The sequence below is a fragment of the Streptomyces aculeolatus genome (assembly GCF_020400605.1).
GTDB lineage: Bacteria > Actinomycetota > Actinomycetes > Streptomycetales > Streptomycetaceae > Streptomyces > Streptomyces aculeolatus.
The window spans coordinates 280,582-299,207 of sequence record NZ_JAINRD010000003.1; the positions used below are offsets into that span (position 1 = coordinate 280,582).

Here is an 18,626-nt window from a genome sequence, read left to right on the forward strand (position 1 = left end):
CCCGGCAGGGGTTTCCGTCGCCGGGCTGTCCGCGTGCTGCGTCGGCGGCGACACGAACGCCCTTCAGCACGCAGGCGGGGTGCGGGGCATGGACCGGTTGAGGGTGTGGGATGCGATGCGGTGGAAGCCGCGGATGTGCCGGTCGACTTCGTCGGCGGCCCGGTCGGCGTCACCTTGCGCGACGGCCTCGCAGAGCGAGCGGTGCTGGCGGCGCAGCGCGTTCAGCACGGCGTCCGCATCGGCCAACTGCTCGAAAGCGTGGAGGAGAGTGTGCCGGATCGCCCCGCGGATCGCGGTGGTGAGGGCGGTCAGGAGCCGGTTGTCCGCCGCCTCGGCCAGCGCCATGTGAAAGTCGGTGTCCAGGTCGTTGAACCGGTCCCGCGGCAGGGTCTCGTCATCCATGCGGTCGAGGAGTTCGCGCATGCGGGCGAGATCGCTCTCCGTTGCCTGCGAGGCGGCCAGGGAGGCGCTCGCCCGCTCCAGCGCGACGCGGGCCTCCGTGATCTCGTCCAGGTCGAAGTTCGACAGCGCGACATGGACGCGGAGCAGCCTGGAGAGGCCGGTCGTCGGAGTGCCGGCGATGACGCTGCCGGAGTCGCGACCGGTGCCGACCCGAGGCCGGTGCAGGACACCGTGTGCCTCCAGCACACGGAGCGCCTCGCGCACGGCCGCCCTGCTCACCCCGAGCATCGAGGCGAAGTCCCGCTCGGGCGGGAGGCGGTCGCCGATGCGCAGATCGCCGGAGAGGATCTTCTCCTCCACGCGGTCGACGACCTGCTCCCACGCGCGTGAACGGATCAGTGGCTGCCAGCCGGTGGCGTCGGGCACTGCCTCCCCCTCCCTCGGAAGGGACCAATGGCGGCCGTCACCCGCCCTATTGACACCTGATGAGGGCAATCCTACGGTCCCACCGATGCTTGGTCTGACCAAGGTCACCCACGAGCCGCGCGACCGAACCGGGACGTGAGCCGGGAACCGGTCGAACGGCTGTCGCCCCCGCAAGGGAGGTAGCCATGGAGAACAGTCCCCCGCCCCACAGTTCTGCCCGGTGGACGACCGGCACCTGGATCGCCACCGGCGGCGCCGGAAGGCGCACCCCGTGCTGACCGGCAACCTCGCCGTTCTGAGCCTCCTTGCCCTGGCCCCGATCCTGCTCGTGGGGGTACTGCTCGTCGGGCTGCGCTGGCCCGCCACCTATGCCATGCCCGCCGGCTACGCCCTCGTCGTCGTGATCGCCATGGTGGCCTGGGAGGTCGGGGCCACCGAGGTGGTCGCCTCCTCGGTCCAGGGGCTGATCATCGCCCTCACCCTGCTGTACATCGTCTTCGGTGCCCTGTTGCTCCTGGCGACGCTCGACGCCAGCGGGGCCCTGCGGACGATCCGTTCCGCGTTCACCCGGATCAGCCCCGACCGCCGGGTGCAGGCGATCATCGTGGGCTGGCTGTTCGGCAGTTTCATCGAGGGCGCTTCCGGGTTCGGCACCCCCGCGGCGGTGGTGGCCCCGTTGCTGCTTGCCCTGGGTTTCCCCGCGATGGCCGCCGTGATGGTGGGGCTCATCATCCAGAGCACGCCGGTGAGCTTCGGGGCCGTGGGCACGCCGATGCTCGTCGGTGTCAACGACGGGCTGAGCGGTTCCCCGGCCGTTGAGGCCCACCTGGAGCGTGAGGGCACTGTCCTGGCCGATTACGTGCCGGAGGTCGCCGTCCAGGTCGCGCTACTGCACGCGATCATCGGTACTCTTGTACCGCTGTTCGTCGTCTGCCTGCTGACCCGCTACTTCGGCACCCGCCGCAGCTTCGGGGAGGGCCTGGCGATCGCGCCTTTCGCGCTGTTCGCCGCGCTCGCCATGACCGTTCCCTATGTGGCGGTCGCGGTGCTGTTCGGTCCGGAGTTTCCCTCGCTCCTCGGCGGGCTCGTCGGCCTGTTCATCGTCATAATCGCGACCCGGCGCGGCTTCCTGCAACCGGCACGGCCCTGGGACTTCCCTCCGCGGGAGCGCTGGCTGCCCGAGTGGACGGGCACCGTGCAGCCCGACATGCGCGAGGCCACCGCAACGGACATGCCCCTGGCCAAGGCATGGCTGCCCTACCTGGTGGTGGCCTCGCTGCTCGTGCTCACCCGGCTTCCCCAATTGCCGCTCAAGGACTGGCTGTCGGGGATGTCGATCGAGTGGAACGGCATCCTCGGCACGGGGGTCTCCCAGGCGGTGGAGCCGCTCTTCCTGCCGGGGTTCATGTTCCTGGCGACCATCGGGTTCACCTACGTGGTGTTCCGCATGAAGCGGCGGGAGATCGCTGAGTCGTGGCGAGTGGCGGGTCGCCAGATCGTCGCCGCGGGAGTGGCGCTCCTGTTCGCCGTCCCTCTCGTCCGGGTGTTCATCAACTCCGGCCCCGACTTCAACACCACGGGGCTGGACAGCATGCCCCTGACCCTCGCCACCGGAGCGGCGGACCTCGCCGGCTCGGCCTGGCCGATGTTCGCGCCCTGGGTCGGCGCGCTCGGCGCATTCGTGGCGGGCAGCAACACGGTGAGCAACCTGATGTTCTCGCTCTTCCAGTTCTCGACGGCAGAGCAGATCGACGTCAGTCCGACGGTTGTTGTGGCCACGCAAGCGGTCGGCGGCGCGGCGGGGAACATGGTCACGGTCCACAATGTCGTCGCCGCGTGTGCCACCGTAGGACTCATCGGCAAAGAGGGCCATCTCATCCGCAAGACGGTCCTGCCGATGATCTACTACTGCGTCGCCGCGGGCATGCTCTCCTATGTCTTCATCCACGGCCTCGGCCTCAACGCGGGAACTCTCGGCCTCGCCCTGCTGCTCGCCGTTCTCACCGTGCTGGCCATGCGCGCCCGGCGACACGCGACTGCCGACGGACCCGCGGACAGCTGATGCCGATCCCGTCTGCCTGCAAATCGGTGATCGTGGGGCAATTATGTGTCCGAGGGGGGACTTGAACCCCCACGCCCTTAACGGGCACTAGCACCTCAAGCTAGCGCGTCTGCCATTCCGCCACCCGGACCGGGTTGCCGTGCCGCGGCAGAGGGCCGCGGGGCACGGCCAACGATACCAAGGATTCGGGGGCGGTTCGCACCGGTATTTGGTTACGGAACGTGGCCGTGGATCGCGGATGGTGACGGCCCCGGCCCGCCGGTGGGGCGGCGGGCCGGGGGGTTCCGGGCGAGCGGCGGCACAGGGAGGCGGTGGGGCGGGGTCAGGCGCGGAGGCGGTGGAGGTGGGCGGCGGAACGGCGGGCGGTGGCGAAGGAGCCGGCCGGGTTCGTGGCGGGGTCCACCGCGTCGTCGCGTTCGACGAGCCAGTTGTGGTACTTGCGGTAGCGGCCGCGGCTGACCGTGCCGATGAAGCGCCGGTAGTCGATGTCGCCGTCGCCCACGTCGGTCATGTGGTAGCCGTCCTGGGACGCCTCGTCGTGCTCGCCGTCCTTGACGTGGAACAGCGGGAAGCGCCGCGGGGCGGCGGTGACGTAGTCCAGGGGGTCGAACGGCGCCGGAGTGCCGTCCGGGCGGACGCTGAAGCGGTGGACGCCGGTGTAGGCCCAGTAGATGTCCATTTCCATGAACACCAGGTCCGGGTCGGTCTCGGCCAGCATCAGGTCGTAGATGCGCACGGTCGGGTCGTCGGTGCAGAAGCCGAACTCGTTGCCGTGGTTGTGCTGGTAGAAGCGCATGCCGCGGCGCCGGGCCGCCGCGCCGTAGGCGTTGAACTCGGCGGACGCGCGCTTGACCCCGTCGACGGTGCTGCCGTAGCGGAACGGGCCGTCCCAGGTGCCGACGTACGGCAGGTCCAGGGCCTGCGCGTCGTCGAGGACCTGCTCCAGGCTGGTCGCGAAGGAGTAGCCCGCCGGGTCGCCGACGTGGTACGCGACGTGGCTGCCGATTCCGCGCAGGCCGTGGTCCCTGGCCAGGCGGCGGAGCCGCGGCAGGGTGATGGGGCCGTTGCCCTGCGTGTAGCCGGCGTACTCGACCTGGTCGTAGCCGTAGCGCTCCAGCGCCTCGAAGACCTCGCCGAAGCCGACCGTGCCGACCTGGTCACGGAGGGTGTAGAGCTGGATGCCCAGGTTCCCCCGCGGGACCGCGGGGCGCCCGTGGCCGCCGCCGTGCGCCTCGGCGCTCGCGGTGCCGGCTATCGCCGCCGCCGTGGTGCCGGCGGCGACTCCCAGGAATCTGCGTCTGTTGACGGCGTGGTCGAGTTCTTCGCTCTTCTTGGTGGACATGGGCAGTGCTCCTTGACGGGGGGTGGATCGGCTAGTCGAGCCCGGCGAGCGAGAGCAGCAGGGACTTCACGTCGGTCGCCGGTACGGGGCCCGAGGTCGCCCCGGGCCGGGTGGTGATCAGCACGGGGCCGTCGCGCTCGTCGTCCGGGAGGCGGCCGTGGGTGCCGCGCACCGGGGCGGGGTCGAGCGGGACGACGGCCAGGCGGTAGCGCATCCCGGCCTTCTTGCGGGCGATGGCGGAGACGGCCCGCAGGCGTACGTACGGGTCGGTGGGGTCCATGAACAGCTCGGCGGGGTCGTAGCCCGGTTTGCGGTGGATGTCGACGAGCTGGGCGAAGTCCGGGGCACGGTCGTCGTCGAGCCAGTAGTAGTACGTGAACCAGGCGTCCTGCTCCGCCACCGCGACCAGTTCGCCGGCGCGCGGGTGGTCGAGGCCGTGGGCCTTCTTGCCGGAGTCGGAGAGGACGTCGGCGACGCCGGGCAGCTTGGTGAGGATCTCCCGGGTGGCCTCGACGTCTGCCGGGTCGCGGACGTAGACGTGCGCGATCTGGTGGTCCGAGACCGCGAAGGCGCGCGACGCCCACGGGTCCAGGTACTCCATCCCGTCCTGCGTGTAGACCTCCAGCAGCCCGGCCTTGCGCAGCGCGCGGTTGACGTCCACCGGCTGGGCCGCGTTGGTGATGCCGTACTCCGAGAGCACCACCGTCTCGGCGTCCGCCGCCCGCGCGTCCGCCAGCAGCGGCGCCAGCGCGTCGTCCAGCTCGCGCGCGGCGGCGTGCGAGCGCGGGTCGTCGGGGCCGTAGCGCTGGAGGTCGTAGTCGAGGTGCGGGAGGTAGACGAGGGTGAGGTCGGGGCTGTACGCATCGAGGATGTGCCGCGAGGCGTCGATGATCCACTGGGAGGAGGCGATGCTCGCCGTCGGGCCCCAGTAGTTGAAGAGGGGGAACGTGCCGAAGGCGGCGGTCAGTTCGTCGTGCAGCTCCGGCGGCCGGGTGTAGCAGTCCGGCTCCTTGCGGCCGTCGGCGTAGTAGACGGGGCGCGGGGTGACGACGTAGTCGGTGTCCATGCCCATCGCGTACCACCAGCAGACGTTGGCCACGGTGTAGCCGGGGTACGCGCGCCGGGCGGCCTCCCACAGCTTGTCGCCGCCGACGAGCGCGTTGTGCTGGCGCCACAGGAAGATCTCGCCCAGCTCGCGGAAGTACCAGCCGTTAGCGACGATCCCGTGCTCCGCCGGCGGTGCGCCGGTCAGGATCGTCGACTGCACGGTGCAGGTGACGGCCGGCAGCGGCGGCGTCAGCGCGCTGTTCGAGCCGGCGTCGGCCAGCGCGCGCAGGTGGGGCATGTGGTCGAGGAGACGCGGCGTGAGGCCGACGACGTCGACGACGACCAGCCGCTTCGGGGGCGTCATGGCAGCTCCTTCAGGCCGAGCGAGGTGAGCAGGTCGCGGGCGACGGACAGTTCGGCGGCGATGCCGTCGGCGAGCTGGGCGCGGCTGCGCGGCCGCAGGTGTGCGGGCAGCGCCTGCCAGGTGTACGTCTCCACCTCCAGGTGCCTGGTCAGCGGCGCGGGCCCTCCGACGAGGCGCGCCAGCGCCTCTTCGAGCACCGGCGTCGTCGCCGTCAGCGGCGGCTCCAGCGGCGCGTGCAGCGGTACGTGGAAATGGGCGCGCCAGGGGCCGTCGTCGGGGAGGCCGCCGGCCAGGGCCTCGTCGAGGTCGTCGGTGGCGCGTACGGAGCCGTCCGCGGCGCGGATCCGGGTCTGGTGCAGGAACCGCGGCTCCGCGAAGGCGGCCAGCGCGGTCCGCACCCCCGGCTCCGCCGGCCGGTCGGCCACCAGGGCCGCGGACAGCTGCGACTTGACGATGGGCAGGCCCGCGCCGGTGATGCCGTCGATGGCGGTGGCCGGGTCCTCGAAGGACGTGGCCAGGTGGCAGGTGTCGACGCAGACGCCGATGCGCTCCGGCGGCGGCGCGCCCTCCGCGGTGAGCGCGGCGACCGCGTCCGCCGTGGTCTCGACCGTGCAGCCGGGCTCCGGCTCCAGGCCGACGCGGATGGAGCGGCCGGTCAGCTCCTCGATGGCGTCGAGGCGCGCGGCCAGGGTGCCCAGTGCCGCCAGCGACGCCTTGCGGGCGGCGTCGTCGAAGCCGGTGCGCCAGGCGAGCGGGAGGGTGGAGATGGTGCCCTCGGTGACGTCGTCGGGCAGCAGCACGGCGAGCAGCCGGGCCAGCTCGACGGTGTGCTCCAGGCGCTCGGGCTCGGTCCAGTCGGGGCGGTAGACGCGGTACTTGACGACCTCGTCGCCGAACCCCTGGTAGGGGAAGCCGTTGAGGGTGACGGCCTCCAGGCCGCGCGCGTCGAGGGCCTTCTTGAGCCGGCGCAGCGCGGCGGGGTCGGAGCCGAGGGTGCGTACGGCGTCGCGCGCCAGCCACAGGCCGATGCCCAGCCGGTCGCGGCCGAGCCGGCGGCGCACCGGCTCGGCGTGGTCGCGCAGCTGCGCCATCACCCCGTCGAGATCCTCGGCGGGGTGCACGTTGGTGCAGTACGCGAGATGGACGAGGGAGCCGTCGGGGTGTCGGAAGCGCATGGCTCAGCTTCCCCCTCGCAGGATGGAGTTCCCTTCGTACGTGGCCCCGCCGGCCTCCGGCTTCTCCGGCTCCAGCTCCAGCCGGCCGCTCTGGCCGTAGAACTCCACCGGGTTCTGCCACAGCACCTTGTCGACGTCGGCGTCGGTGAAGCCGGCGGCGAGCATGGCGTCGGCGGTCCTGCGGGTCTTCAGCGGGTCGCTCCTGCCCCAGTCGGCGGCGGAGTTGACGAGCATCCGCTCGGTGCCGTACTCGCGCAGGATGCGGACCATGCGGTCCTCGTCCATCTTGGTGTCGGGGTAGATGGAGAAGGCCGCCCAGCAGCCGCTCTCCAGGGCCGCGGCCACCGTCGTCTCGTTGAGGTGGTCGAGGATGACGCGCCCGGGCGCCAGCCTGGACTCGCGTACGACGTCGAGCGTGCGGGCGAGGCCCGCGGCCTTGTCCCGGTGCGGCGTGTGCACCATGGCGGGCAGCCCGTGGTCGGCGGCCAGCTCCAGCTGCGCGGCCAGGGCATGGTCCTCCTCGGGGGTCATGGAGTCGTAGCCGATCTCGCCGACGGCCACGACGTGGTCCTTCAGCAGGTAGCGCGGCAGCTCCTGGAGCACCGGCAGGAGGCGCGGGTCGTTGGCCTCCTTGGGGTTGAGGGCGAGCGTGCAGTGGTGCGCGATGCCGTACTGGGCGGCGCGGAAGGGCTCCCAGCCGAGCAGCGAGTCGAAGTAGTCGTAGAAGCTCTCCGGGGAGGTGCGGGGCTGCCCCAGCCAGAAGGAGGGCTCGACGAGGGCACGCACGCCCGCGTCGTACATGGCGGCGTAGTCATCGGTCGTGCGGGACGTCATGTGGATGTGCGGGTCGAAGATGCGCATCACACCTCCTTGCGGGTCAGGGAGAGGATCCGGTCGAGGTCCGCCGGGACGGCGCGGCCGGCGGCCGTCCGCTCGCGGGCGTAGTCGGCGAGCATGCGGGCGAGTTCGCCGTCGCCGGCGGCCCGGTCGGCCAGGCCGGCGATCTCGTCGGCGGGCACGCCGGTGAACAGGCACTTGAGGACGGCCTGCCGCCAGGCGTGGTCGCCGAGGTGGGCGGCGGCGTACGGGCCGAGGGCGGCGGCGACCAGGCGGGTGTCGTTGGTCCGCAGCGCGTCCTCGACCAGGGGTACGGCGCCGGGGCCCAGGGCCAGGTACGGCAGCGCGCGCAGCACGGCCCGGCGCTCCGCGGCGTCGCCGCGGTCGTAGACGCGGGTGGCGACCTGCTCGTCGGCGCGGGCGGCGTGCAGGATCAGCACGCGTACGGCGTCGGCGGCGCCGGCACCGCAGCGGCGGCGCGCGGCGGCGAAGTGGGCCTCCCAGGCGAGGAGTCCGGCGCTCGGGCCGGGGGTGCCGGCGGCGGCGTCGGCGAGGGCGGCGGCGAGCCACTCGCCTGCCTCGGGGGCGAGGCCGGCGTCGACGGACGCGCGCAGGGCGGCTGCCGCCCCGGCGGGGTCGGCAGCGGGGCCGGCGGGTGCGGGGGCGGGGACGGGCGCGGCGGAGTCGGTGGCGGCGGGTGCGGGGGCGGCGGGTGCGGGGGCGGCGGGGTCGGGGGTCACCACTGCGCGGCTCCTCTCACTCTGGACAAGGGTGCGGCGGCGTCGGGGACGGGGACGTATGAGGTGCTCAGCACGGCACGGACCCCCTCGCCCGCGCCTCTTCCTCCGCCGCGCGCAGGAAGCGGATGGAGCTGCCCGCCAGCTCGGGCCCGGCGTGCGAGTGCCGGGGCAGCTCGACGCTGATCAGCCCCTGGTAGCCGGTGGTCTGCAGCGCTTCGAGCACCGAGGGGAACCCGATCTCGCCCTCGCCGAACGGCAGGTGCTCGTGCACGCCGCGGCACATGTCCTCGATCTGGACGTGCGCGAGCCAGGGCGCGGCGGCCCGTACGCAGTCGGCGGGCAGCGCGTCCTCCAGGCACTGGCAGTGCCCGATGTCCAGGGTCAGCGCCAGCGCCGGCACGTCGCCCAGCTCCTCGCGCAGCCGGTGGAACCCGGCGAGGTCGTACAGCAGGTGGCCGGGCTCCGGCTCGATGGCGAGCGGCACGCCGGCGGCGTCCGCTGCCGCCAGCACCGGGGTCAGCTCCGCGCCCAGCCGCTTCCAGGCGTCCGGCTCCGCCACCCCGTACGGGCGCGTGCCGCTGAAGCAGTGCACGGCGTTGGCGCCCAGCTCCGCCGCGACGTTCACGGCGGTGCGCAGCAGCCGGGAGCGCACGGCGCGCGCCTCCGGGTCGGGGTCGAGCAGGGTGGGGTGGTGCTTGCGGCGCGGGTCGAGGACGTAGCGGGCGCCGGTCTCGATGGTCACCGCGAGCCCGTGCCTGGCCAGCAGCCGCCGCACGGTGGCGGTGCGGGCGGGCAGGTCGGGCGCGAGCGGGTCGAGGTGCATGTGGTCGAGGGTGAGCGCGATGCCGTCGTAGCCGAGGTCGGCCAGGAGCGCGACGGCGTCGGTCAGCCGCAGGTCGGTGAGGCCGTTGGTGCCGTAGGCCAGGCGCAGCCGGGTCATGTCGGGCTCACCTTCCGCGCGAGCCGGCGCGCGATCGGCACGAGGGCCAGCAGGGCGGCGGCGCTGCCGGGCGCGCCGGCGCGGGCGGCGAGGGCGGACTGCAGCGGGATCATGGCGCGGATGCCGCCGCCGACGGCGCGCTGGGTGAGCTGCGGGCTGGGGTTGAGGGCGGCGTGCAGGTACGGGCGCACGGCGGTGGCGGCGTACGCGCCGGCGAGCAGGTCGCCGGGGGTGAGCGCCAGCCGGGGACCGCCGGGCGGCGGTGCGGCGGTGCCGGTCCCGGGGCGCGGCTCCGGCCCGGGATAGGGGTCGTTGCCGCGGCGCAGGGTGGCGGCGACGGCGGTGGTGACGGCGAGGCCGGCGAGCGGGACGGCCGTCGACCCGCCCTCCACTTCGCGGCGCGAGATCACGGTGACCGCGTAGGTGTGGACGCCGAGGAGGACGGCGGCGGCGAGCGGGCCGTCGGCGGCGGCCCGTCCGGTGCGGTCGCCGCCGGGCGGCGGGAGCGGGGTGGACGCCGCGGCGGGCGGGGGCGCGTCGCGTACGGCCGGTGCGGGTGCGCCGCGTACGAGCCCTGTGCGCCCGGTGCCCGCGGCCGGGGCGGCCTTGCGCGCCGCGCGGTCCTGCGTGGCCGCCGCGCCGAGGAGCAGGTCCAGGGTGCGGGCTGCGGCCATCGCGGCGGGGCCCGCGGGGGTGTTCTTCAGCTTCAGGTCGTACGCCCACACCGCCCCGGCGAGCGCGGTGGCCAGGGCGAGCGGGCGGCGGCCCGCGGCCGCGGCCAGTCCGAGGCTCGCCGCGGTCAGGGCGGCGGCAGCGGCCAGCGCGGCGCGGGGGGTGATGCGGCCGGAGGGCAGCGGGCGGTGCGGGCGCTCGACGGCGTCGACGTCGCGGTCGGCGTAGTCGTTGAGCGCCATGCCCGCCTCGTAGAGGCAGAGGGAGGAGCCGATGGCCAGCGCGGTGCCGCGGTTGGGGCGCAGCCCGGCGGCGGCGGCGCCGGCGAGGGCGTCGCCGGGGACGGTGAACAGTGCGGAGACGCGGAGGAGTTCGACCCAGGCGCGCGCCCGGGCGGCCGTCGACGCGGGCTGTTTGCGCCCCTGGGCGCTGCGCGCCTGCGGCTCGGTCGGCCCGGCGGTACGCGGCCGGCGCAGCACGGCGCCGGGGACGGCGGCGGCGAGCAGCCCCACTCCCCCGGCCGCGGCGGCGACGGCGACGGGCCCGCGGCGGGCCCCGACCGCGCCGCTGCCCCGCCGCACCTGCGCGACAGCCTCCGCGGCACCCGCGCCGGGCACGGCCGCGGGGACGGCGGCGGCCGGTGTGCCCCGCCTGCGGCGGACGGCGGCCCCGGCGCCCAGCGCGAGCGCCCCGGCCGCCCCGGCCAGCGCGGCGAGGGCCGACGGCCTGCGGGACGCCTGCGGCGTACGCCCGCGCCGGGCGGGCGCACCCGCGCCACTGCCCAACGCGCCCAGGGCGAGCAGCCCGGCGAAGCCGGCTGCCGCGGCGGCGGGCGCCGGCCCGCGGCCCCGCGCGGCGGCGACGGTGCCCAGCACCCCCGCACCGGCCACGCCCGCGCCCAGCGCGAACAGCCCGATGCCGCCGGGCCGCTTCGCGGCTGCCCGGCGGCGGGCTCCGGCGCTCGCCGGACTGCGGCCGCCGCCCGGCCGGGCGGCGTGCGTGCCCTTCTCCGCGCTCATCGCGGCACCCGCAGGCTCTCCGCGACCGCCAGCAACTCGCGCCACTGGTCGGCGAGTCCGGGCGGGCCGCCGTCCGGGTCCTTGAAGAAGAACCCGAGGCCCGGCACCGGACCCGACATCCCGGTCTCGTGGGCGCGGGCGACGATCCGGACGAGGTCGAGGACCAGCGGCGCGGCGAGCGCGGAGTCGCAGCCCTGCCAGATGGTCTGCAGCACCATGCGGGTGCCGAGGAAGCCGTCGAAGACGACGTGGTCCCAGGCGGTCTTCCAGTCGCCGAGGGCCGGGACGTCGTCGATGTGCACCTCGCCGTCGACGCCGGCGCCGAGGGAGTCGGCGAGCACCCGCTCCTTGCCGACGTTCTTGGCCGCCGCGGCGGCCGGGTCGCCGGCCAGGTTGGCGCCGTCGCCGCCGCCGAGGAGGTTGCTGCCCGACCAGGCGCGTACCTCCAGCGCGCGCTGGAGGAACATCGGCGCGAGCACCGAACGCAGCAGCGTCTGGCCGGTCTTGCCGTCGCGGCCCGCGTACGGCAGGCCGGAGGCGGCGGCGGCCTCGCGCAGCCGGGGGTGGTGCAGGCCGGTGGAGGGGGTGAAGTTGACGTAGGAGCAGCCGGCCCTGAGGGCGGCGGCGGCGTAGCAGGAGGAGGCGGGCAGCGCGTCGCCCGTGGCGACCGGCTCGGTGGAGGCGACGTTGACAACGACGGCGCGGGCGAGGTTGCGGCGGCGTACGAAGTCGGTGATGTCGGCCGCGTACGAGTCGATCAGCGCGTCCTCGTCGTACGGCTCGCCGGGCTCCGGGCCGCCGGTCCGTATCTCCTCGTCGGCGGCGGCCAGTTCGGCGCCGACGGCGGCGGGCAGGCCGTGCGGGAGCACGCCGCCGGCGGCGAGTTCGTCGGCGCGCTTGGGCAGCGGGGTGCAGGCCACGTCGTGGCCGCCGAACACCAGCCGGCCGGGGGCCGGCAGTCCGCAGTCGGCGAACGGCGGGGTCTCGGTGACCATGCCGGTCGCGGGGTGGAGTCCGGCGGCCAGGGCGGCGCAGCCGGTGATCACGGTCGTGGCGACGGAGCCGCGGGCGCCGATGAGCCAGACGCCGGTATCGGCCGTCGCCGGGGTCGCCGGTTGCGGAGCTGTGTGTTGTGGATGGACCGTCACGGCTGCTGCCTCCCACGTGTGTTCAGTTCAGATGCACGGTGCGCCCGCGGGCGGGAGGCGTCGTGACCTCCCGCCCGCGGCGTTCACGGGAGATCCTTGACCAGGATGTTGCGGAACGACACCTGGTCGTCGGCACCGTGGTTTTGGATCCCGATATGTCCGTCCGCGAGGCTGCGGGCGGGGTCGGTGTTGGTGAAGTCGTTGATCTTCACGTCGTTGAGCCAGATCTGCAGGTGCTCACCCTCGACGCGCAGCTCGAAGGTGTTCCACTCCCCCGGCGGGTTGAGCGCCTCGTCACGTGCGGCGATGTCGGCGGACTGGAAGCCGTAGACGGCTCCCGTGGTGCGGTCCGGGGAGTCGGTGGCGTCGATCTGGATCTCGTAGCCGTTGTTCACGGCGGACCAGGGGTCGTCGGACGGCGGGAACCCGATGAAGACGCCGGAGTTGTCGTCGCCCTCCATGCGCCAGTCGAGCTTGAGGGAGTACGAGGTGAACTCCCTGGCCTCGTACCACAGCATGCCCATGCCCCCTTCCGAGGTCAGGGTGCCGTCCTCCAGGCGGAACGAGCCGGGACCGGCCTGCTTCCAGCCTTCCGTGGAGGTGCCGTCGAAGATCGGAGTGTAGTCGCTCTCGGCCGAACTGCAGTCCGACTCGACGGCCCCGACGGCGTACTGGATGCCGCCGAGCAGATGGGTGCGGAACTCCGGCTCCGCGTACGACTCCTTGGTGTGGCCGAGGCCCGTGTAGAAGGACCGGCCGCTCTCGTAGGTCTGGCACCAGGAGATGGGGTGGTCGCCGCCCATGTTGCCGCCGCTGTACGAGCCCTCGTCGAGGGTCGCCAGGACGCGGGCCTGCTCGCGCGGGTTGGTGCGGTAGTTGTACCACTCGTCGGTGCGCACCCACTCGTCGCCCAGGTGCGCGGTGGCCGGGTGGTCGTGGTCCTCGACCTTGACCGTGGCCTGCTGGATCTGCGGGTGCGAGTCGAAGTACGCGCCGACGAGGCCGCCGTAGAACGGCCAGTCGTACTCGGTGTCGGCGGCGGCGTGCACGCCGACGTAGCCGCCGCCCGCGCGCACGTAGTCCTCGAAGGCCCGCTGCTGGCTGTCGTCGAGTACGTCGCCGGTGGTGGAGAGGAAGACGACGGCGTCGTACTGCTGGAGGTTGCCGGGGGTGAACGCCCCGGCGTCCTCGGTGGTGTCGACGGTGAAGCCGTTGTCGGCGCCGAGCTGCTGGATGGTGGCGATGCCGTCGGGGATGGAGTCGTGGCGGAAGCCGGCGGTCTTGGAGAAGACGAGCACGTGCTCGCCCTCCACCTTCTCCGTGGGCTTCTCGGCGACGGCGGAGGTGTTCATGGCCACGGTGGTGAGCAAGACGGCCGCCGCCGCGAGGGCGATGCGTCCGGGAGCTTTCATGGGGGCGCTCCTTCGAGGGTCTCGTCGGGTGGACGCCCCGCCGGCCGGAGCCGGCGGGGCGGTGGGGGGAGCTATCCGGTGGTGAGGGTGAAGTCGTCGACGTCGTACAGCGCGTCCGTGCCGCTGCCGGCGAAGACGAGGTAGAGCTTCGTGGTGCCGTCCGGGGCGCCCGACAGGGGTGCCGTGACGTCCTCGAACGTGTCCCATCCGCCGGTGACCGGCACCTCGGTGGAGCCGAGGAGCGTCCCGTCGGGGGCGCCCGCGCGCACTTCGAGGGTGCCGCCGGCGCCGGCGGAGGAGATCCGGGCGGTCAGCTGGGTGGCGTCGGACAGGACCCAGGGCTCGAAGGCGATCCAGTCGCCGGCGTTGATGTCGCCGACGGTCTTGCCGCCGTTGGCCGCGGGCTTGTTCTGCGGCGCGACGCCCTCGGAGCTGTCGTAGTGCTCGGCCTGGCGGTGCTTGGGCTGCAGCTTGGCCTGGTCGGTCCCGGTCAGGGCGCCCTGGCCGCCGCCTCCGCCGTCGGTGTACGTGGCGGTCAGGCCGCCGTAGAGGTTGGCGTTGGGGTCGTGCTCGCCGTCCGCGGCGGTCTTCAGCGTGCCGCTGCAGCCGTTGGCGCTGGTCATCTCGTGGCCGTGGGAGTCGTGGCCGAGGATGTACGCGACCCGGACCCTGGTGCAGTCGACGGTCTCGTCCTCCGGGTCGGTGACGGTGACCTCGAAGGGCACGTCGTCGCCGAAGGAGAAGGACTGGCCGTCCTGCGGCAGGCTCAGGGCCACGGTGGGCGCGGTGTTGCCGACGGTGATCTGCACGTTGGCGCTGCCGGTGAGGCCGTCGGGGTCGGTGGCGGTCAGGGTGACGTTGTACGTGCCGTTCTCGGCGTACGTGTGCGAGGGGTCGGCCTCGTCGGAGGTGGCGCCGTCGCCGAAGTCCCAGGCGTAGGTCAGGTCGGTGCTGTCGGGGTCGGTGGTGCCGGCCGAGGAGAACTTCACGGCCAGGGGCGCCTGTCCCGAGGTCTTGTCGGCGCCGGCCTCGGCGACGGGCGAGGCGCCGCCGGTCATGTTCTCGATGCGGTAGAGGGCGGAGTTCTCGTCGCCGCCGAAGTAGCCGGTGCCGTAGTCGAGGACGTAGAGGGCGCCGTCGGGGCCGAAGTCCATGTCCATGACCTGCGTGCCGGACCAGGGGAAGTCGTTGATGGCGGAGACGGTGCCGTCGTCGCCCTGCTCGATCCGCTTGATCCACTTGCGGCCGAACTCGCCGGCGAAGAAGTTCCCTTCGTATTCGGCGGGGAAGGCGACGGCGGAGCCGTCGTCGACCTCCTCCTGGCGGAAGACGGGGCCGCCCATCGGGGACTCGGAGCCGTTGCCGAACTCGGGGACGGAGTCGCCGTCGTAGGGGATCCACGCGGCCTGGGCCGGCGGCAGTTCGGTCAGGCCGGTGTTGTGCGGCGAGTTGTTGACGGGCGCGCCGCAGTCGAACGCGTCGCCGGAGGCGCCGGAGCCGAAGTCGTAGTCGCGGTAGGCGTCGTTGTCGCCGGTGCAGTACGGCCAGCCGAAGTTGCCGGCCTCGGTGATCCGGGCGAACTCGACCTGGCCCGCGGGGCCGCGGGTGTCGCTCGCGGTCCCGGCGTCGGGGCCGTAGTCGCCGACGTAGACGGTGCCGGTGGGCTTGTCGACGCTGAGCCGGAACGGGTTGCGGAAGCCCATGGCGTAGATCTCGGGACGCGTCTTGTCGGTGCCGGGCGCGAAGAGGTTGCCGGCGGGGATGTCGTACGAGCCGTCCGCGTTGACCTTGATCCGCAGCACCTTGCCGCGCAGGTCGTTGGTGTTCGCCGAGCTGCGCTGGGCGTCGAACGCGGGGTTGCGCGTGTCCCGTTCGTCGATGGGCGTGTAGCCGTCGGAGGCGAACGGGTTGGTGTCGTCGCCGGTGGACAGGTAGAGGTTGCCCTCGGCGTCGAAGTCGATGTCGCCGCCGACGTGGCAGCACAGGCCGCGGGAGGCGGGCACGTCCAGGACCGCCTTCTCGCTGCCGGTGTCGAGGGTGCCGTCGTCGTTGAGTACGAACCGGGAGAGCCGGTTGACGCCGTCGAACGGGGCGAAGTCGGCGGCGCTGCCGTCGGAGGGGGCGTCGCCGCCGGGGGTGTCGAGGGGCGGGGCGTAGTAGAGGTAGACGAACCGGTTCTGCTCGAAGCCCGGGTCGACCCCGACGCCCTGGAGGCCCTCCTCGTCGTGGTTGTAGACGGCCAGCTTGCCGGCGACCTTGGTCGTACCGGCGGCGTCCGTCAGCCGGACCGTGCCGTCGCGCGAGGTGTGCAGCACGGACCGGTCGGGCAGCACGGCCATGGTCATCGGCTCGCCCATCTCCGGCTCGCCCTTGGCCAGCGTCACCTGCTGGAACTCCGCCGCCGCCGGGGCCGGGTGGTCGTGGCCGGGATGCGCGGCACCGGTGGCGGACGTGCTCAGCACGAGGGCGGGCACGGCCAGCAGGGCCGCCGCCGTCCTCGTGATCGTTCTCCGGATCTTTCTGGTGTGCACCTGATCTCTCCTGCCGAGAGTGGGGGGTTTATGTCAGGGACATCACAGGAACGTAACCGCCTTTTGCAGGATAGAGAAGCCCTTTGACAGGACTTCAGTTGTCTTCATCCTTGATGCGGACAAAGTGTTCCCGGAACATGCCGGAGCGGCCCGGCGGCAGGTGCCACCGCCGGGCTGCGCTCCCCGCCGCGACGGCGTCAGTCGCCGCCGAAGGCGGCGTCGAACGACGCCTGCGGCGGCTCGAAGTCGAGCGCCTTGAGCGCCCGCAGCGCCTCGGGCGCTCCCTGCAGCCGGTCCATGCCGGCGTCCTCCCACTCCACCGAGATCGGCCCCTCGTACCCGATCGAGCGGAGCATCCGGAAGACGTCCTCCCAGGGCACGTCGCCGTGGCCGGCCGAGACGAAGTCCCAGCCGCGGCGCGGGTCGCCCCAGGGCAGGTGCGAGCCGAGCCGGCCGTTGCGGCCGTCGAGCCGCTTGCGGGCCTCCTTGCAGTCCACGTGGTAGATGCGGTCCTTGAAGTCCCACAGGAACCCGACCGGGTCGAGGTCCTGCCAGACGAAGTGGCTGGGGTCGAAGTTCAGCCCGAAGGCGGGCCGGTGGCCGACCGCCTCCATCGCCCGGTGCGTCGTCCAGTAGTCGTACGCGATCTCGGACGGGTGCACCTCGTGCGCGAAGCGCACGCCCTCGGCGTCGAACACGTCCAGGATCGGGTTCCAGCGGTCGGCGAAGTCCTGGTAGCCGCGCTCGATCATGTGCGGCGGCACCGGCGGGAACATCGCCACCAGATGCCAGATCGACGAGCCGGTGAAGCCGACGACGGTGTCGACGCCGAAGGCCGCCGCCGCCCGCGCGGTGTCGGCGATCTCGGCGGCGGCCCGCTGCCGGACGCCCTCGGGCTCGCCGTCGCCCCAGATCCGGGCCGGGAGGATGGCCTGGTGGCGCTCGTCGATGGGGTGGTCGCAGACCGCCTGGCCCACCAGGTGGTTGGAGATCGCCCAGCACTTCAGGCCGTACTTCTCCAGCAGCTGGTGGCGGCCGGCGAGGTAGCCGGGCTCGTTCAGGGCCTTGTCCACCTCGAAGTGGTCGCCCCAGCAGGCGAGTTCGAGGCCGTCGTAGCCGAAGTCGCGGGCCAGCCGGCAGACCTCCTCCAGGGGGAGGTCCGCCCACTGGCCGGTGAACAGGGTGAAGGACCGGGGCATCGTGCGCTGCCTCTTTCTCCGGAGGGCCTCCGGGGGTGGTCGGCTGATCCTGGTGGGGTCAGGGGGCTTGGTCGGGTTGCGTCACGGGCGTGTAGACGGCGTTCTTCGCCGCGCTCTCCTCGACGGCCGCCAGCACCCGCTGCACCTGCAGCCCGTCCGCGAAGGACGGCGCGGGCTGGGAGCCGGCGGCGATGGCGTGGACGAGGTCGCGGGCCTGGTGCACGAAGGTGTGCTCGTACCCGAGGCCGTGGCCCGGCGGCCACCACGCCTCCAGGTACGGGTGCTCCGGCTCGGTGACCAGGACCCGCCGGAAGCCGGCGGTCTCGGCCGGCTCCGCCTGGTCGTGCAGCTGGAGCTCGTTGAGCCGCTCCAGGTCGAAGGAGAGCGAGCCCGACTCGCCGTTCAGCTCCACCGACAGGGCGTTCTTGCGGCCCGCGGCCATCCGGCTGACCTCGAAGGACGCCAGCGCGCCCGACGCCATCCGGCCGGTGAACAGGGCGGCGTCGTCCACCGTGACCGGACCGCGCTCGCCGCCGCCGGCGGCCGCGCCGGAGAGCCCCGCCGCCGCGGACGGCAGCGGCCGCTCCTTGACGAACGTCTCGGTCTGCGCCGAGACGCCGACCAGCGGCTCGCCGGTCAGGAACTGCGCCAGGTCGACGATGTGCGCGCCGAGGTCGCCGAGCGCCCCGGAGCCCGCCTTCTCCCGCTGCATCCGCCAGGCGAGCGGAAACTCCGGGTCGACGAGCCAGTCCTGCAGGTACGTCACACGCACGTGCCGCAGCGCACCCAGCCGGCCGCGGGCGATCAGCTCGCGCGCGTACGCCAGTGCCGGCACCCGGCGGTAGTTGAAGCCGACCATGGCCAGCTGCCCGCGCTCCCGTGCCCGCGCCGCGGCACCGGCCATCTCCTCGGCCTCGGCGACGGTGTTGGCGAGCGGCTTCTCGCACAGCACGTGCTTGCCCGCCTCCAGCGCGGCGATGGCGATCTCCGCGTGGCTGTCGCCCGGCGTGCAGACGTCGACGAGCTGCACGTCGTCCCGGGTGATGAGCCGGCGCCAGTCGGTCTCCGCGGCGGCCCAGCCCATTCGCCGGGCCGCGGTGGCCACCTTGTCCTCGTCGCGGCCGCAGATCGCGGCCATGACGGGGGTCAGCGGAAGGTCGAAGACCCGGGCGGCGGTCCGCCAGCCCTGCGAATGGGCCGCCCCCATGAACGCGTAGCCGACCATGCCGACCCCGAGCGCGGGTGCGGTCGTGTCGTGGGACATAGAACTCCTTGTCAGTAGGCTGCTTCCGGCGCGCCGCAGCGGTCGT

The 18,626-nt window shown here is 73.4% G+C and carries 14 protein-coding genes and 1 tRNA gene; 1 reads left to right on the top strand and 14 read right to left on the bottom strand.

The window, feature by feature from the left end:
- Positions 1-63 precede the first annotated feature (63 nt).
- Complete coding sequence (locus LG396_RS07680; protein ID WP_225794165.1) at positions 64-828, bottom strand: FadR/GntR family transcriptional regulator; 765 nt, start codon at positions 826-828, stop codon at positions 64-66.
- 220 nt (positions 829-1,048) lie between these two features.
- Between LG396_RS07680 and LG396_RS07685 the strand changes: the two genes are divergently transcribed.
- Complete coding sequence (locus LG396_RS07685; protein ID WP_225794166.1) at positions 1,049-2,890, top strand: L-lactate permease; 1,842 nt, start codon at positions 1,049-1,051, stop codon at positions 2,888-2,890.
- 46 nt (positions 2,891-2,936) lie between these two features.
- On the opposite strand, the gene LG396_RS07690 is transcribed toward LG396_RS07685, so the two are convergent.
- From LG396_RS07690 to LG396_RS07750, 13 genes are all read right to left on the bottom strand, one after another.
- A tRNA-Leu gene (locus LG396_RS07690) sits at positions 2,937-3,020 on the bottom strand.
- Positions 3,021-3,212: 192 nt separating this feature from the next.
- The gene (locus tag LG396_RS07695; RefSeq protein ID WP_018840417.1) at positions 3,213-4,232 is read right to left on the bottom strand and encodes a sugar phosphate isomerase/epimerase family protein; all 1,020 of its coding nucleotides are present in this window, start codon (positions 4,230-4,232) and stop codon (positions 3,213-3,215) included.
- Positions 4,233-4,263: 31 nt separating this feature from the next.
- The gene (locus LG396_RS07700; RefSeq protein WP_037747009.1) at positions 4,264-5,643 is read right to left on the bottom strand and encodes an alkaline phosphatase family protein; all 1,380 of its coding nucleotides are present in this window, start codon (positions 5,641-5,643) and stop codon (positions 4,264-4,266) included.
- On the bottom strand, positions 5,640-6,818 hold the full coding sequence (eboE, locus tag LG396_RS07705; protein ID WP_027769089.1) for a metabolite traffic protein EboE: 1,179 nt from the start codon (positions 6,816-6,818) through the stop codon (positions 5,640-5,642). Before eboE ends, LG396_RS07700 begins: the two co-directional genes overlap by 4 nt.
- A 3-nt stretch (positions 6,819-6,821) precedes the next feature.
- Positions 6,822-7,679: a TatD family hydrolase gene (locus LG396_RS07710; RefSeq protein WP_225794167.1), complete on the bottom strand. Its 858-nt coding sequence runs from the start codon at positions 7,677-7,679 to the stop codon at positions 6,822-6,824.
- Positions 7,679-8,398 carry an EboA domain-containing protein gene (locus LG396_RS07715; RefSeq protein WP_308190071.1) on the bottom strand — a complete coding sequence of 240 codons (720 nt, stop codon included), beginning with the start codon at positions 8,396-8,398 and terminating at the stop codon, positions 7,679-7,681. The genes LG396_RS07710 and LG396_RS07715 overlap by 1 nt, the downstream gene beginning before the upstream one ends.
- A 64-nt stretch (positions 8,399-8,462) precedes the next feature.
- Positions 8,463-9,335 carry a sugar phosphate isomerase/epimerase family protein gene (locus LG396_RS07720; RefSeq protein WP_100301406.1) on the bottom strand — a complete coding sequence of 291 codons (873 nt, stop codon included), beginning with the start codon at positions 9,333-9,335 and terminating at the stop codon, positions 8,463-8,465.
- On the bottom strand, positions 9,332-11,026 hold the full coding sequence (locus LG396_RS39625) for an SCO3242 family prenyltransferase (RefSeq protein WP_308190072.1): 1,695 nt from the start codon (positions 11,024-11,026) through the stop codon (positions 9,332-9,334). Before LG396_RS39625 ends, LG396_RS07720 begins: the two co-directional genes overlap by 4 nt.
- Complete coding sequence (locus tag LG396_RS07730; RefSeq protein WP_225794168.1) at positions 11,023-12,174, bottom strand: inositol-3-phosphate synthase; 1,152 nt, start codon at positions 12,172-12,174, stop codon at positions 11,023-11,025. Before LG396_RS07730 ends, LG396_RS39625 begins: the two co-directional genes overlap by 4 nt.
- A gap of 83 nt (positions 12,175-12,257) precedes the next feature.
- The gene (locus LG396_RS07735; protein ID WP_018840409.1) at positions 12,258-13,586 is read right to left on the bottom strand and encodes a ThuA domain-containing protein; all 1,329 of its coding nucleotides are present in this window, start codon (positions 13,584-13,586) and stop codon (positions 12,258-12,260) included.
- Positions 13,587-13,657: 71 nt separating this feature from the next.
- Positions 13,658-16,117: a PQQ-dependent sugar dehydrogenase gene (locus LG396_RS07740; protein ID WP_225794169.1), complete on the bottom strand. Its 2,460-nt coding sequence runs from the start codon at positions 16,115-16,117 to the stop codon at positions 13,658-13,660.
- Positions 16,118-16,314: 197 nt separating this feature from the next.
- Complete coding sequence (locus LG396_RS07745; protein ID WP_018840407.1) at positions 16,315-17,316, bottom strand: sugar phosphate isomerase/epimerase family protein; 1,002 nt, start codon at positions 17,314-17,316, stop codon at positions 16,315-16,317.
- A gap of 58 nt (positions 17,317-17,374) precedes the next feature.
- Positions 17,375-18,580, bottom strand: coding sequence for a Gfo/Idh/MocA family protein (locus tag LG396_RS07750; RefSeq protein ID WP_225794170.1), 1,206 nt, complete (start codon positions 18,578-18,580; stop codon positions 17,375-17,377).
- Positions 18,581-18,626: the final 46 nt, after the last annotated feature.